Raw genomic sequence first — 14,013 nt, forward strand, 5'->3', positions numbered from 1 at the left:
GGACCGGCGGCCGTCCAATCGCGCTCGTCAGTGAGGGCCTTAGCTTGTGCTGTTAGGGTCGAACGGGTTTTGCCGCGCGCGAAGGGAGACACGGTATTGAACCGCGCAGTTGCGCTGAGGTTTGCCGCGTGCGGACTCATGGGATTGGGCGCTGCCCTGCTCATCGCCGCGCTGCTGCTGACGACGTACACCAAGGGCAAGATCTCCAAGATCCCGCTCGACATCGACGCCACGCTGGTCAGCGACGGCACCGGTGACGCCTTCGACCCCGCGTCGCTCAACACGCAGCGGTTCGTGGTCGACAAGGACGTCCCGGTGGTGATGCAGCAGCAGATCAGCGTCGAGTCGCCGGCCAACGCCGATGTCGTCACGCTGCAGGTCGGCGACACGCTGCGGCGGTCGGACCAGCAGCAGGACAAGGGCCTGCTGCTGGCGATGGTCGACACCGTGACCCTCGACCGCAAGACCGCCGAGTCGGTGTCCAGCGAGAGCAACCCCGGCGGTGCCGTGCAGAAGCCGCGCGCCATCGAGGAGGAGAACCCGCCCACGAACATCGCGCTGCCCCACGAGGGGCTGGCCTACCGCTTCCCGTTCGACACGCAGAAGAAGACCTACCCGTTCTTCGACCCGATCGCGCAGAAGCCCTACGACGCCAACTACGCCGGTGAAGAGGACGTCAACGGGCTGACCGCCTACAAGTTCACCCAGAACGTCGGCTTCGACGACGACGGCAAGCTGGTCGAACCCGTGAAGTACGCCTCGCTGTACGACGACGACGCCGACAGCCAGGTCACGGCGCGCGCCGCGCTGTGGGGCCTCCCGGGCGACCCCGAGGAACCCATCACAATGACGCGGTACTACGCCGCGCAGCGCAGCTTCTGGGTCGACCCGGTGTCGGGCACGATCGTCAAAGAGACCGACCGCGGCTACCACTACTACGCCCGCGAGGCGCTCAAGCCCGAGGTGACGTTCGTCGACTACACGGTGACGACCAACGACGAGTCGGTGGAATCCCAGGTGGCCGCGGCGTTCGACGAGCGGGACCGGGTGGCGCTGTGGGGCCGCATCCTGCCGATCACGTTCACCGCGCTCGGTCTTGTCGCCCTGATCGGCGGCGCGCTGCTGGGCTCGTTCAGCATGCGGGCCGAGTCGATGCTCATCGACCCCGGCCTGGACGACACCGGCGACCGCTTCTTCGGCGGGCGCGGCGACGAGGGTGAACCGGTCCCGGGCGCGGAAGCCAAGACCGAGAAACTGCCCGCCCAGCGGCCGACGGATCTGCCGCCGGACCGACCGGTCTGATCGCCCGCACCCGTTCGCTGGTCGCCCCGGCGTACGCGCTGGTGCTGGCGCTGGCGGTGACCGCGCCGCTGCTGGGGCCGGGTTATCTGCTGCTGCGCGACGCGGTGTCGACGCCGCGGTCGTATCTGACCGATGCCGCGCTGGGGCTCACGCAGGCGGCGCCCCGGGCGCTGCCGCAGGACGTCGCGGTCGCGCTGGCGTCGGCGGTGCTCGACGGCGGGGTGGTGGTCAAGGCGCTGCTGATCCTCGGCATCTGGCTGGCCGGCTGGGGTGCGGCCCGACTGGCCGCGGCGATGCTGCCGGACGCGGGCGTGCCCGGGCAGTGTGTCGCGGCCACGGTCGCGATCTGGAATCCGTATGTGGCCGAACGCCTGCTGCAGGGCCACTGGAGCCTGCTGGTGGGTTACGGCGCGCTGCCGTGGGTGGCCGCCGCGGTGCTGTCCTTACGTTCTGCGCCGAAACTGTATTCCACGCGCGAAAACCGGCCGTCGGAGCGCGTGGAATACAGTTTCGGCGGGGTCGGGGCCGTGCTGTTCTGGATGGCGCTGGCCGGGCTGACGCCGACGGGCCTGATGCTGGCGGCGACGGTCGCGCTGGCCTGCGCGGTGGCGCCCGGGCCGGGCCGGTCCCGCCGGTTCTGCGCGGCGGTCAGCCTCGCCGCGGCGACGACGGCCGCGCTGCCGTGGCTGGTGGCCTCCGCCGTGGCGGACGGCTGGAGTTCCGGTGCGGATCAGGGGGCCGCGGTGGCGGCGTTCGCGGCCCGCGCCGAGCCGGGATTGGGCACGCTGGGCAGCCTCGCGGGGCTGGCCGGCATCTGGAACGCCGACGCGGTACCAGCTTCGCGCACAAGTCTTTTCGCGATGGTGGCGACGCTGACGCTGCTGGCCGTGGTGGCCGTCGGCGTGCCGGTGATGATCCGGCGCCGCGCCGGGGTGCCGTTGCTGGTGCTCGGGGTCGCCGCGGTGACGGTGCCCGCGCTGATGGCGACGGGCCCGGGGCTGGCGGCCGTCGAGGCGGTGATCGAGGCGATACCCGGCCTGGGTGTGGTACGCGACGGCCAGAAGTGGGTGGCGCTGGCGATGCCCGGCTACGCGCTGGCCGGGGCGGCGGCCGTGGTCGCGCTGCGGCCCAGGGTGCCCGCCGTCGCCATCGCGGTGGTGTGCTGCGCCGCGGTGATCGCGACGCTGCCCGACCTGGCCTGGGGCGTGGGCGGGAAGGTCCGGCCGGTGCGGTACCCGCCGGCGTGGTGGGAGGCCGCCGCGGTCATCGACGCCGACCCGGCGCCTGTCGCGGTGCTGCCGGTCGACAGCATGCGCCACTTCGGCTGGGCCGGGCCCGCACCCGTGCTCGATCCGCTGCCGAGGTGGCTGCGCGCCGAGGTGCTCACCACCGGCGACCTGTCGATCGGCGGACGCACCGTGCCCGGTGAGGGCGCCCGCGCACGCGATGTCCAGGAGATGCTGCGCGCCGGCGCCGACCGGGACCGGTTGGCCGCGGCAGGGGTTGGCTGGGTCGTCGTCGAAGGGTCCGGCGCGAATCTGGTGCTGCCCGTGGCGTTCCGGAGCGCCGAGCTCACGGTCTACCGGGTCGGCGGGCAGAGCCCGTCCTCGCCGCACCGAGCCGTCGTGCTCGCCGCGCACGGAGTCTGGCTGGCCCAGTTGATCATCGGCTTGGGTGCGATGACGTTGCGCCGCAGGCGATCACGTGGCACATACGGCCGGGATGAGCATGCTCAGCGGCCAGAGCGTCGCGACGAGTAGATAGGACAGGATGTCCGCACCGGCCGGCAGCCGCGTCGTCAGGATGTCTTCGACGGCACCGACCTGCTGCGTCTGGAAGAACGCCCACGTCAAGCCGATCGCCACGTACGGGATCGCCAGCCACAGCGCGAGTTCGACCACGTCGTACACCGAGACGCGTCTGCTCAGCAGGCGGCGGGCGGCGGTGCGGATTCCCATCGATTCCCCCTAGACCAGACGGCGGTGTCGACGCACCCGGGTCCGGACGTCCGCGAGAAGCACGAACGTGCCCGCCTGCCGCACGAATTCGGGCAGGAACCGATTGACGAAGGCGACAACGAGGAAGAGCCGCTCAAACATCCACTGCCGCCCCGCGCCCCAACCGAGGCCGAGCGCGTCACGGAACACCGGCGCCAGGAAGCCCGCCGTCAAGAACTTCAGCAGGGGCCGGAACGGCACCGCCAGAACGGGATTGATCATCCGCAGGTGGATCAGGTCCATCAGGTAGTCGCGCACCGCCGCGTCGAACCCGATCTGCGTGCAGGCCGCGGCCCAGTAGTCGTCGAATTCGGCCCGGCTCGGCGGCCACTGGTCCTCGGTGACCTGAAGGGTGGTGCCCAGCGGCCACGCCGAGAGATAGAACTGCTCACGCTGCTGCGGTGTCATCGGCCCACGCAGCAACTGGTACGTGTCTTCGAGACCGACGAACAGGCACGCCGCCACCCACATCTGCAGATCACGGTCGAAGGCGTGGTAGCGCAGTGGACTCGAAGGAGTCGACCGCACCTGCCGGTGCACGTCGTCGACCGCAGCGCGGAACGCCGCCCGGTCCTCGTCGGTGCCACGAATCGCCACTGCGAGATAGGTGAACGTGGTGCGCGCCCGCTTCCAGGGGTGCTTCATCAGGTTGCCCGACTCGACGGTGCTCTCGACGACGCCGTGCCCGACACCCGGGCGGGACAGCTGCATGATCACGTTGGCCGCCCCGGCGGCGAAGGACCAGAAGTCCATCGCATCCGCTACCGTCACCGGACCGTCGTCCCACCGCGCGGTGCGGTGCGCGACCTCGATGCGGTTCGCGGTCATGGCGTGCAGGCTCCCGCGAGCAACAGCACCGGCCAGTAGAGGACACCCCCGACGAACGCCGCCGCGGCGCGGAAACCCTCAGCACGGACGAGAAAGTCGTTGCCGACCAGGGTGTAGACCACTCCGATCGCGGCGTAGGGCGTGCCGAGCAGCGCCGCGGTACCCAGCCATTCGGCCACGGTCATCCGGTAGTCCAGGATCCGGCGCGGGGTGCTGGGCATGGCGGTGATGGTAACGACGGTTCCGACCCTCCGGTGGGCTTCCGGTACTACAGTGCGTTCCACGCGGGGAGGTGCCGATGACGATGCCCGAAGACGCGATCAGTATCGGCGGTGTCGATCTCGCCGATCCGGACACCTATCGCGCCGGTATGCCGTACGGCGCGTTCCGCGAGCTCCGCGCCCGTGCGCCGGTCGCCTGGCATCCGTACGGGGACAAACCCGGCTTCTGGGCGCTGACCGCCTACGACGACGTTCTCGCGGTCTCACGCGACAGCCAGACGTGGTCGTCGCAGACGACGGGGGCCTTCCTCGACATCCCGCCGCCGGAGGAGTCCTTCCAACTCGCTCTGATCATGCTGACGATGGATCCTCCCCGGCACACGGCGCTGCGGTCGCTGGTGAGCCACGGCTTCACACCCCGGCACGTCGCGCGGCTGCGCGCCCGCACCGCGGATATGGCACGCGACATCGTCGACCGCGCGCTCCGGCACGGCGAGTGTGACTTCGTCGACGACATCGCCGGTGCCCTCCCGTCCTTCGTGATCGCCGAACTGCTCGGCATCCCGCGCGACGACGGCCGCCGGCTCTATGCGCTCACCGAGATCATGAACACCCGGCTGATCGGCGACGTCGAGCAGAAGCAGGCGCAGCTTCAGCTGTTCGAGTACGCAAGCGCACTGGCCGCCGACAAGCGCGCACGCCCCGGCGACGACATCGCGACCGACCTGTTGCACGCCGAGGTGGACGGCCGGCGGCTCACCGATCTCGAGTTCAACCTCTTCTTCCTCCTTCTGATCAACGCCGGCGGCGACACGACCCGAAACCTCGTCGCGGCAGGCACTCTCGCGCTCATGGAACACCCAGACCAGTGGGCGCGGCTGGCCGCCGACCCCGCACTGATGCCGACCGCCGTGGAGGAGATGCTGCGCTGGACGAGTCCGGTCACGATGTTCGCGCGCACCGCGACCCGAGACACCGAGGTGGGCGGCGTCGTACTCTCGGCCGGGGAGCGCGTCATGATGTTCTATCCGTCGGCCAACCGGGACGAATCACACTTCACCGATCCCGAGCGCTTCGACGTGGGGCGCTCGCCGAACCATCATCTGGCGTTCGGCGGCGGCGGCACCCACTTCTGCCTGGGTGCGAACCTCGCGCGCGTCGAGGCGACGGCGATCTTCACCGAATTGCTCAGCCGCGTCCGCGAAGTCGAGATCACCGGGCCCGTCGAACGGGTGCGCTCCGTGCAGATCAACGGCGTGCGTTCGATGCCGGTCCGGTTGAGGCCCGCGGCCGGGCCGCGGTTCCGGTAGTCAGACCAGGCCGCTGGTGCGGCGCCCGGCGCGCACCGCGTCCAGGACCGCGCGCATCGCGTCGGCGCTCTGGTCCCAGGAGAACTCCCCGCTGCGCACCTGCGCTTTGGCGCCGAGCTGTTCGCGCAGCACGGGGTCGGTGAGCAGCCGGTGCAAGCCCTCGACCAGATCCTCGACGTCGTCGACGAGAATCCCGGTGACGCCGTCGACGACGGAATCGGACAGTCCGCCCGAGGACCGGTACCCGATCGTGGGCACGCCGTGCTGGGCGGCCTCGACCACCGCCAGGCCCCACCCCTCCTTGCGGGACGGCAGCACGTTGACCCAGCTGCGTTGCAGGACAGCGTGTTTGGTGACGTCATCGACGTGTCCGTGGAAGGTGACCGCGTCGGCGATGCCGAGGCGGTCAGCGTGGTCGACCAGGCGCTGTGCCCACCAGCCGCCGCCCACCACGTCGAGGTGCAACTCCGGGATCCGGGGGCGCAACCGGGCCACGGCGTCGAGCGCGTCCTCGATCTGCTTGTGCGGCACCAGCCGCGAGAGCACGACGACGCGCGGCGTCGGCGACCGCGGCGCGGTCAGGCTGGCCTGCGGCGCGGCGTCGACGCCGTTGCGCACGACCGCGACGTGGTCGGCCCGCACCCCGAGTTCGGTCAGATCCCGCGCCGAGGGCAGCGACACCGTCACGTACTGGTTGCGCCGGTGCAGCCGCGGCGACAGCCGGGATTCGACGAACCAGCCGATGCGGCTCTTCACCGGGCCTGCCACCGGCCACTGCTCGCGGTGGCAGTGGTGCACCAGCACGACGGCGCGCCGGCCGTACGCGAGCCGGGCCAGGAAGGGCAGCCCGTTCTGGGTGTCGACGACGACGTCGGGCCGGACGTGCCGCAGCGGGCCCACGCCCACGCGGGCCGCGACCATCGCCAGCCCGGCGCGCACGTACACCGAGTAGGGCCCGCCCCGGCGTTGGATCTCGACCCCGTCGACGACCTCGCGGCGCGCCGACCCGTCGTAGCGCGCGGTGCGCAGCGTGACGCGGACCCCGGACCGGGCCAGGTGGGCGCCGATGCGCTGCAGGTAGGTCTCGCTGCCGCCGCCCTGCGGGTGGCCGGTGTCGCGCCAGCACAGCAGCAACACGGAGTTCAGGGGGGCGGACATCGGTGTTCAGACTAGCGGTGTGCCTAGGGTGGCCGGGTGGTCGCTACGGATCTGTTCGCCCGGCGGGCGACGCTGGCGCGCTCGCTGCGGCTGCTCTCGGCGTTCCGCTTCGAGCAGACCGATCCCGACCGCTTCTACGGCGCCCTCGCCGACGACACCGTCGCGCTCGTCACCGACCTGTGGACCGGCGCGACCGGCAGCGACCCGGCGGGCCTGACCGTGCTGGACGTCGGTGGCGGCCCGGGCTACTTCGCGTCGGCGTTCACCGACGCGGGGATGCGCTACCTCGGGGTCGAACCGGACCCGCGGGAGATGCACGCCGCCGCGCCGCGCACCCACCGGCGCGCGGGGACGTTCGTCCGCGCCTCGGGCACGGCGTTGCCGTTCGCCGACGGCAGCGTCGACGTCTGCCTGTCCTCCAACGTCGCCGAACACGTCGCGCAGCCGTGGCGGCTCGGCGCGGAGATGCTGCGCGTCACCCGGCCCGGCGGGCTGGCGATCCTGTCGTACACGGTGTGGCTCGGGCCGTTCGGCGGCCACGAGATGGGGCTGACGCACTATCTGGGCGGGCAACGGGCCGCCGACCGCTATGCCCGCCGGCACGGTCGTCGACCCAAGAACGACTACGGCTCGTCGTTGTTCGCCGTGCATGCCCGCGACGGGCTGCGCTGGGCGGCGGGCACGGGCGCGCTCGTCGCCGCTTTCCCCCGCTACCACCCGCGATGGGCGTGGAAACTGACGAAGGTGCCCGGGCTGCGGGAATTCGCGGTGAGCAATCTGGTGCTGGTGTTGTCGCCGTCCTGATTCCGCGAACTGCAACAGGTTCTACTTCCGCCGGATCGTAGGTAATGTGACGTCCATGACACAGAGCACGGCGTTCAAGACCGAATGGGACAAGCTGTTCATCGGCGGCAAGTGGGTCGAGCCGGCCACCTCCGACGTGATCGAGGTGCACTCCCCCGCCACCGGCGAGCTGGTCGGCAAGGTTCCGCTGGCGAGCGCCGCCGACGTCGACGCCGCCTGCGCGGCCGCGCGCAAGGCCTTCGACGAGGGCCCGTGGCCGCAGATGTCGCCCGCCGAGCGCGGCGAGGTGCTGGCGCGGGCGGTCAAGATCCTCGAGGAGCGGGCCGACGAGCTGAAGTTCCTGCTCGCCGCCGAGACCGGGCAGCCGCCGACGATCGTCGACATGATGCAGTACGGCGCCGCGATGTCGGCGTTCCAGTTCTTCGCGGGCGCGGCCGACAAGTTCACCTGGCAGGAGATCCGCGACGGCATCTACGGCCAGACACTGGTGGTGCGCGAGCCGATCGGTGTCGTCGGCGCCGTCACCGCATGGAACGTGCCGTTCTTCCTCGCCGCGAACAAGCTGGGCCCCGCGCTGCTTGCCGGCTGCACGATCGTGCTCAAACCCGCCGCCGAGACGCCGCTGTCGGTGTTCGCGATGGCCGACGCGTTCGCCGAGGCCGGGCTGCCCGAGGGCGTGCTGTCGATCGTGCCCGGCGGCCCGGAGACCGGCCGCGCCCTGACCGCCAACCCCGAGCTGGACAAGTTCACGTTCACCGGCTCGTCGGCGGTGGGCAAGGAGATCGCCAAGATCGCCGCGGAGAGGCTCAAGCCGTGCACGCTGGAGCTGGGCGGCAAGTCGGCGGCGATCATCCTCGAGGACGCCGACCTCGACTCCACGCTGCCGATGCTGGTGTTCTCCGGGCTGATGAACTCCGGACAGGCCTGCGTCGGGCAGACCCGCATCCTGGCGCCGCGGTCGCGCTACGACGAGGTCGTCGAGAAGCTTTCGGCGGCGGTGTCGGGCATGCTGCCCGGCCTGCCCACCGACCCCGCCGCGATGATCGGCCCGCTGATCAGCGAGAAGCAGCGCGAGCGTGTGGAGGGCTACATCAAGAAGGGTGTCGAGGAGGGTGCGCGCGTCGTCGTCGGCGGCGAGCGTCCCGAGGGACTCGACAGCGGCTGGTATGTGCAGCCGACCGTGTTCGCCGACGTCGACAACTCGATGACGATCGCCCAGGAGGAGATCTTCGGGCCGGTGCTCGCGGTGATCCCCTACACCGACGAGGACGACGCGGTGCGCATCGCCAACGACTCGGTCTATGGGCTGGCCGGGTCGGTGTACACCACCGACAACGAGAAGGCGCTCAAGATCGCCCGCCGGATCCGCACCGGCACGTACGCGGTGAACATGTACGCGTTCGACCCGGGCGCCCCGTTCGGCGGGTACAAGAACTCGGGCATCGGCCGCGAGAACGGCACCGAGGGCATCGAGGCGTACTGCGAGCCGAAGTCGATCCTGCTGCCGTTCGGCTACACCCCGTCCTGATCTTCTGCCGAGCAGACGCGAACTCGCACGAAATCGCTTCGGCGAGTATGAGTTTGCGTCTGCTCGCGGTCAGGCGGTGTGCGGCATCGAGTGGTGCTCGTGGGCGATCACCCACGCGCCGTCGATCTTGCGCAAGCCGAACGTGCTGCGCAGCCGCTTCTCGGGGTGCGCGGCGATGTCCTCAGGCATGCCGGAGCGGAACAGTGCGTGCGCGTAGGCGACGGTGTCGCCCGCGGTGACGTCGAGCCGGACCAACTCCAGCACGGCGCCGGCGGCGATCCACTCGAAGAACTCCGGCCAGGTGGCGCGGTAGCCGTCGATGCCGTACACCCCGTCGTAGGGCACCGGCACGTCGAACAGCACGATGTCGTCGGTGTGTGCGGCGGCGACGCCGTCGAGGTCACGGGCGCGGATCGCGCCCAGCCAGCGGTCGAGGACGTCGCGGATTGCGGTTTCGTCGGTCATGCGGGTGCAGACCGGGCCGGCGCCCCGAAATCATCGCCGCGAGCAGACGCGAACTCGCGTGAATTGGCGGTGATTCGCCCGAGTTCGCGTCTGCTCGCGGTGAAAAGGGGACCCTAGAACGCCGACTCGGGCACCTCCATGGCGGTCAGGTCGACCGCCTCGAGGATCGCCCGCCGCGAGGTCAGCCCGGGCAGCATGTTCTTGGCGAAGAACAACGCGGTGGCCACCTTGCCGGTGTAGAAGTCGCGGTCACGCTCACTCACCTCGCCGTCGAGCGCGGTCAGCGCGATCTCGGCCTGATGAAGCAGCAGCCACCCGAGCAGCAGGTCGCCGACCGCCAGGAGGAACGCCACCGACTCCATACCCACCCGGTAGAGCTCGCTCGGATTCTGCTGCGAGTCGATCAGGTACTTCGTCATCGCCGCCACCATCGCCTGCACGTCGGCGACCGCGGTGGACAGCAGAGCCCGGCCGTCGGCGAGTTCGGGACGAGCCGAGCCGTCGTCGAGGAACGCCCGGATCTGCGTGACCACGTGCATCAGTGCCCCGCCCTGGTCCCGCGCGATCTTGCGGAAGAAGAAGTCCTGCGCCTGGATCGCGGTGGTGCCCTCGTAGAGCGAGTCGATCTTGGCGTCGCGGATGTACTGCTCGATCGGGTAGTCCTGCAGGAAGCCCGATCCGCCGAGCGTCTGCAGCGACTCGGTCAGGCACTGGTAGGCGCGCTCGGAGCCCACGCCCTTGACCACCGGCAGCAGCAGGTCGTTGACGCGGTCGGCCATCTCGGCGTCGGCGCCGGACACCACCGCGGCGACCGCCGGGTCCTGGTGGGCGGCGGTGTACAGGTACAGCGCGCGCAGCCCCTCGGCGTAGGCCTTCTGGGTGAGCAGCGCCCGGCGCACGTCGGGATGATGGATGATCGTCACCCGCGGTGCGGCCTTGTCGGTCATCTGGGTCATGTCGGCACCCTGCACGCGGCTCTTGGCGTACTCGAGCGCGTTGAGGTACCCCGTGGACAGCGTCGCGATCGCCTTGGTGCCCACCATCATTCGCGCGTACTCGATCACCTTGAACATCTGCGCGATGCCGTTGTGGGTGTCGTCGACCAGCCAGCCGACGGCCGGGGTGCCGTGCTGCCCGAACGTCAGCTCACACGTCGCCGACGCCTTGAGGCCCATCTTGTGCTCGAGCCCGGTGACGTAGACGCCGTTGCGTTCGCCGAGCTCGCCGGTCTCGGGGTCGAAATGGTACTTGGGCACGATGAACAGGCTCAGGCCCTTGGTGCCGGGTCCGGCGCCCTCGGGCCGGGCCAGCACCACGTGGATGATGTTCTCGAACAGGTCGTCGCCGTCGCCGTTGGTGATGAACCGTTTGACGCCGTCGATGTGCCAGGTGCCGTCGGGCTGTTCGACGGCCTTGGTGCGGCCCGATCCGACGTCGGAGCCGGCGTCGGGTTCGGTGAGCACCATCGTCGCGCCCCAGTCCCGCTCGATCATCAGCGACGCCCAATGCCGTTGACGCTCATTGCCGATCGCATAGAGGATGTCGGCCATCTTGGGGCCGGCCGAGTACAGGAACACCGCTGGCTGGGCGCCGAGGGCGAACTCGTTGACCGCCCACTCGACCATCGCCGGGACCGGAACGCCGCCGATGTCCTCCACCATGCCGACGCGCGACCACTCGCCGTCACGCCAGGCCCGGAACGTCTTCTTGAACGGTTCGGGGATGCTGACGACGTGCGTGGCGGGGTCGAAGCTGGGCGGTTGGCGGTCGGTCTCGGCGAAGGCCTCGGACAGCGGGCCCTCGGCCAGCTTGGCCGCCTCCTGCAGCATCTGATGGACGGACTCGCCGTCGAGGTCGCCGAATTCGCCGGTGGCGAGCACCTTCTCGAGTGCCAGCGTCTCGAACAGGGTGAACTCGATGTCGCGGACGTTGCTCTTGTAGTGGCCCATGATGCGCCTTTCGCCTGATCATCGCCGCTTGCTGCTGCGGGAGACAGACTATGCCGCCGGACCGCGCCCGTCAGGCTTTACGCCAGTGCGCGCAGACGAAGTCGGCGTTGCGGGCCGTGGCGACCAGTTTCCACTCCGAGCGCACCGGCAGCACCGGGGAGCCCGCCCCTAGCGTGCACGGCGCGTAGGACACGATCATTTCGTCGACAAGGCCGGCACGGACGAACTGCCCGGCCACCTTCCCGCCGCCGACCACCCAGACGTGGCGGTCCCCGGCCGCGTCGCGCAGCGTCGGGAACAGCTCCGTCGCCTCACCGGCGAACGTCTGCACAGGGTGGCCCGCGGCCACGATCTGCGGGCGGTGCGTCATCACCCACGACGGCTGGGAGTACATCCACTCGCCGGGGTGGTGGGCCAGGATCCACTCGTAGGTGTCGGCCCCCATCACCAGCGCGCCGACCGAAGCCAGGAACGGGTCGATGGCGAACGGTCCTTCGGCGTCGATGTCGCGGGTGACCAGCCACTCCAGGCTCGCGTGCTCGTCGGCGACGTAGCCGTCGAGGCTGGCGGCGGTGTAGTAGACGCAGGCCATGTCAGGTCCCTCTCATCCAGTCCAGTGGGTCGCCGCGGCCGGTGTCGACGCCGTGTTCGGCGAGCATCGCGCGGGTGAGTTCGCGCCGGTGCGCGGAGTAGGTCAGAACGTGCGCGACGATCCCGTACAGCGGGAACGACTCCGGCGGTTCGCAGAGGGCGTCGATGACGGTGTCGCCGAGCCGGCCGGCCGCCGTGTAGTCGGCGATCGTTGTGCGCCAACGCTTTCCGATCTCGTCGTGGAACGCCGCCAGGGCCTCGGCGTCGATCAGATCCGGGCAGGTGGAGGTGCGCGCCGGGAAGTCCTCCCCGGCGATCGTGGCCAGCCAGACCTGCTTGGTCCACACGATCGCGCCGAGCACCGCCCCGACGCTGGGTTCGGGCCCGTCCCAGTCGAGCACCGTCTGGCCGGGGCGGATCGGGGCCGTCCACTGCTGCGGGGTTAGCTCGACCGCCCGGGTCAGGAGTTGGCCGGTGTCGTCGAGGTCGTGGTCGATCATCAGCACCGTCACGTCGGGCGCCGGGGCGGTACTGCGGCGACTGTCCAGCCACAGCGACTGCGGGGGGTGAAAGTGCAGCCCGTTGGGCGCGGGCAGCCGGAAGTGCACGGCGGCGGCCTCCGACGGCGGATGTCCGTAGGTGCGGCGGAAGGCGCGGGAGAACACCTCCGCCGAGGACCAGCCCTCCCCGGCGGCGACGGCCGACACCGGTTCGCCGCGCTGGAGCCGCCACGCCGCCCGTTCGAGCATGATGCGACGCCGCAGCGCCGCAGGGGATTCTCCGGTGAGCCGGCGCACCTCCCGGGAGAAGTGGAATTCCGAGGCGTGGCTGCTGCGCGCCATCGCACCGACGTCGCCGTTGCCCGCGTCCGTCACCGCGTCGAGGAGTTCGCGCAGCCGATCGCGCCCCGATGGGTCCGTCACGCGTCCGAGTATCGCCTGCCCGGCGCTCCGGGAGCCATGACGATTCCTGCTGTCTCGCCCGGACCCGCAAAAGCACTAGGGCGGAACCCCCGACCAGGTTCCGCCATAGTGAGGATGAACCTACCGTCGCGCGTGGCGCAGCGCTGGCTTTCGGCCTGCGGGACTTTTCGGCCAATCCTCTGCGTTCAGCCTGCTGTACCCAGCATCCGGAGGAGGACCCCATGAACTCGCCTATGACCACCGACCACATCACCGCACTCGTCACCGGCGCCAACCGCGGGCTCGGCCGCCGGTTCGCCGAGCAGCTGCTCGAGCGCGGCGCCACCGTGTACGCCGCCGCGCGCCGCCCCGAGACCATCGACCTCCCCGGGGCGATCCCCCTGCAGCTCGACATCACCGATCCCGACTCGGTGCGCCGCGCCGCCGAGACCGCGGGCGACGTGACGGTCCTGATCAACAATGCCGGCGTCTCCACCCGCGCCGGACTGCTCGACGGGTCCATCGACGACATCCGCCTCGAGATGGAGACGCACTACTTCGGCACCCTGTCCGTGATCCGCGCGTTCGCGCCCGTCATCGAGCGCAACGGCGGCGGCTCGATCCTCAACGTGCTGTCCGTGCTGTCCTGGGCGCACGTCCCGACCAGCGGCGCCTACGCCGCCGCGAAGGCCGCCGGTTGGGCGCTCACCGACGCCGTCCGCACCGAGCTGGCCCCGCGCGGCATCCACGTCGCGGCTCTGCACGTCGGCTACATGGACACCGACATGGTCAGCTACATCCCGGCCGACCAGAAGACCGACCCGGCCGTGGTGGCGGCCCTGGCCCTCGATGGCCTGTTCGCCGGTCAGCCGGAGATCCTCGGCGACGAACTGACCCGCACCGTCAAGGCGCACCTGTCCGACGCCCCGCAGTGACAAGATGGTCGGCACAGCGCCGG

General features: G+C 70.4%; 14 protein-coding genes. 6 read left to right on the top strand and 8 right to left on the bottom strand.

The genetic code is table 11. From position 1 onward, the window contains the following. Positions 1-96 precede the first annotated feature (96 nt). Positions 97-1,302, top strand: a complete 1,206-nt coding sequence (locus G6N45_RS03155) for a cell envelope lipid trafficking protein PgfA (RefSeq protein ID WP_163720370.1) — start codon at positions 97-99, stop codon at positions 1,300-1,302. Between the two features lie 41 nt (positions 1,303-1,343). Continuing rightward, the gene (locus G6N45_RS03160; RefSeq protein WP_246228861.1) at positions 1,344-3,062 is read left to right on the top strand and encodes an MmpA family trehalose lipid delivery protein; all 1,719 of its coding nucleotides are present in this window, start codon (positions 1,344-1,346) and stop codon (positions 3,060-3,062) included. Here G6N45_RS03160 and G6N45_RS03165 read toward each other — a convergent pair. The 3 genes from G6N45_RS03165 to G6N45_RS03175 are packed head-to-tail and all read right to left on the bottom strand — an operon-like array spanning position 3,003 to position 4,348. Next, positions 3,003-3,260 carry a hypothetical protein gene (locus G6N45_RS03165; RefSeq protein WP_163720371.1) on the bottom strand — a complete coding sequence of 86 codons (258 nt, stop codon included), beginning with the start codon at positions 3,258-3,260 and terminating at the stop codon, positions 3,003-3,005. The genes G6N45_RS03160 and G6N45_RS03165 overlap by 60 nt on opposite strands. A gap of 9 nt (positions 3,261-3,269) precedes the next feature. Next, positions 3,270-4,127 (bottom strand): oxygenase MpaB family protein, encoded by an 858-nt coding sequence (locus tag G6N45_RS03170; protein WP_163720372.1) that lies wholly within the window; start codon positions 4,125-4,127, stop codon positions 3,270-3,272. Next, positions 4,124-4,348 carry a hypothetical protein gene (locus tag G6N45_RS03175; protein WP_163720373.1) on the bottom strand — a complete coding sequence of 75 codons (225 nt, stop codon included), beginning with the start codon at positions 4,346-4,348 and terminating at the stop codon, positions 4,124-4,126. Before G6N45_RS03175 ends, G6N45_RS03170 begins: the two co-directional genes overlap by 4 nt. A gap of 83 nt (positions 4,349-4,431) precedes the next feature. On the opposite strand from G6N45_RS03175, the gene G6N45_RS03180 reads away from it, so the two are divergent. Next, positions 4,432-5,658 (top strand): cytochrome P450, encoded by a 1,227-nt coding sequence (locus tag G6N45_RS03180; protein ID WP_163727694.1) that lies wholly within the window; start codon positions 4,432-4,434, stop codon positions 5,656-5,658. On the opposite strand, the gene G6N45_RS03185 is transcribed toward G6N45_RS03180, so the two are convergent. Further along, complete coding sequence (locus G6N45_RS03185) at positions 5,659-6,816, bottom strand: glycosyltransferase family 4 protein (protein ID WP_163720374.1); 1,158 nt, start codon at positions 6,814-6,816, stop codon at positions 5,659-5,661. A 36-nt stretch (positions 6,817-6,852) separates the two neighbouring features. Here G6N45_RS03185 and G6N45_RS03190 point away from each other — a divergent pair, with 36 nt between their 5' ends. Together G6N45_RS03190 and G6N45_RS03195 are read left to right on the top strand one after the other, a co-directional pair. Beyond that, positions 6,853-7,620 carry a class I SAM-dependent methyltransferase gene (locus G6N45_RS03190; RefSeq protein WP_163720375.1) on the top strand — a complete coding sequence of 256 codons (768 nt, stop codon included), beginning with the start codon at positions 6,853-6,855 and terminating at the stop codon, positions 7,618-7,620. Positions 7,621-7,675: 55 nt separating this feature from the next. Beyond that, complete coding sequence (locus G6N45_RS03195) at positions 7,676-9,148, top strand: aldehyde dehydrogenase (RefSeq protein ID WP_163720376.1); 1,473 nt, start codon at positions 7,676-7,678, stop codon at positions 9,146-9,148. Positions 9,149-9,217: 69 nt separating this feature from the next. On the opposite strand, the gene G6N45_RS03200 is transcribed toward G6N45_RS03195, so the two are convergent. From G6N45_RS03200 to G6N45_RS03215, 4 genes are all read right to left on the bottom strand, one after another. Then, positions 9,218-9,613, bottom strand: coding sequence for a YybH family protein (locus tag G6N45_RS03200; RefSeq protein ID WP_163720377.1), 396 nt, complete (start codon positions 9,611-9,613; stop codon positions 9,218-9,220). Positions 9,614-9,726: 113 nt separating this feature from the next. Next, the gene (locus G6N45_RS03205; protein WP_163720378.1) at positions 9,727-11,562 is read right to left on the bottom strand and encodes an acyl-CoA dehydrogenase; all 1,836 of its coding nucleotides are present in this window, start codon (positions 11,560-11,562) and stop codon (positions 9,727-9,729) included. A gap of 70 nt (positions 11,563-11,632) precedes the next feature. Beyond that, a complete protein-coding gene (locus G6N45_RS03210; RefSeq protein ID WP_163720379.1) occupies positions 11,633-12,154 on the bottom strand; it encodes a dihydrofolate reductase family protein in 522 nt (173 codons plus the stop codon). 1 nt (position 12,155) lies between these two features. Continuing rightward, positions 12,156-13,076: a helix-turn-helix domain-containing protein gene (locus G6N45_RS03215; RefSeq protein ID WP_163720380.1), complete on the bottom strand. Its 921-nt coding sequence runs from the start codon at positions 13,074-13,076 to the stop codon at positions 12,156-12,158. Positions 13,077-13,309: 233 nt separating this feature from the next. Here G6N45_RS03215 and G6N45_RS03220 point away from each other — a divergent pair, with 233 nt between their 5' ends. Continuing rightward, a complete protein-coding gene (locus G6N45_RS03220; RefSeq protein WP_163727698.1) occupies positions 13,310-13,990 on the top strand; it encodes an SDR family oxidoreductase in 681 nt (226 codons plus the stop codon). Positions 13,991-14,013: the final 23 nt, after the last annotated feature.

It is taken from the genome of Mycolicibacterium psychrotolerans (assembly GCF_010729305.1).
Classification (GTDB): Bacteria; Actinomycetota; Actinomycetes; order Mycobacteriales; family Mycobacteriaceae; genus Mycobacterium; species Mycobacterium psychrotolerans.

Excerpts from the sequence above, each read along its gene's own strand:
- G6N45_RS03165 (WP_163720371.1), bottom strand. The coding sequence starts at position 3,260 with ATGGGAATCCGCACCGCCGCCCGCCGCCTGCTGAGCAGACGCGTCTCG.
- G6N45_RS03170 (WP_163720372.1), bottom strand. The coding sequence starts at position 4,127 with ATGACCGCGAACCGCATCGAGGTCGCGCACCGCACCGCGCGGTGGGAC.
- G6N45_RS03175 (WP_163720373.1), bottom strand. The coding sequence starts at position 4,348 with ATGCCCAGCACCCCGCGCCGGATCCTGGACTACCGGATGACCGTGGCC.
- G6N45_RS03180 (WP_163727694.1), top strand. The coding sequence starts at position 4,432 with ATGCCCGAAGACGCGATCAGTATCGGCGGTGTCGATCTCGCCGATCCG.
- G6N45_RS03185 (WP_163720374.1), bottom strand. The coding sequence starts at position 6,816 with ATGTCCGCCCCCCTGAACTCCGTGTTGCTGCTGTGCTGGCGCGACACC.
- G6N45_RS03195 (WP_163720376.1), top strand. The coding sequence starts at position 7,676 with ATGACACAGAGCACGGCGTTCAAGACCGAATGGGACAAGCTGTTCATC.
- G6N45_RS03200 (WP_163720377.1), bottom strand. The coding sequence starts at position 9,613 with ATGACCGACGAAACCGCAATCCGCGACGTCCTCGACCGCTGGCTGGGC.
- G6N45_RS03205 (WP_163720378.1), bottom strand. The coding sequence starts at position 11,562 with ATGGGCCACTACAAGAGCAACGTCCGCGACATCGAGTTCACCCTGTTC.
- G6N45_RS03210 (WP_163720379.1), bottom strand. The coding sequence starts at position 12,154 with ATGGCCTGCGTCTACTACACCGCCGCCAGCCTCGACGGCTACGTCGCC.
- G6N45_RS03220 (WP_163727698.1), top strand. The coding sequence starts at position 13,310 with ATGACCACCGACCACATCACCGCACTCGTCACCGGCGCCAACCGCGGG.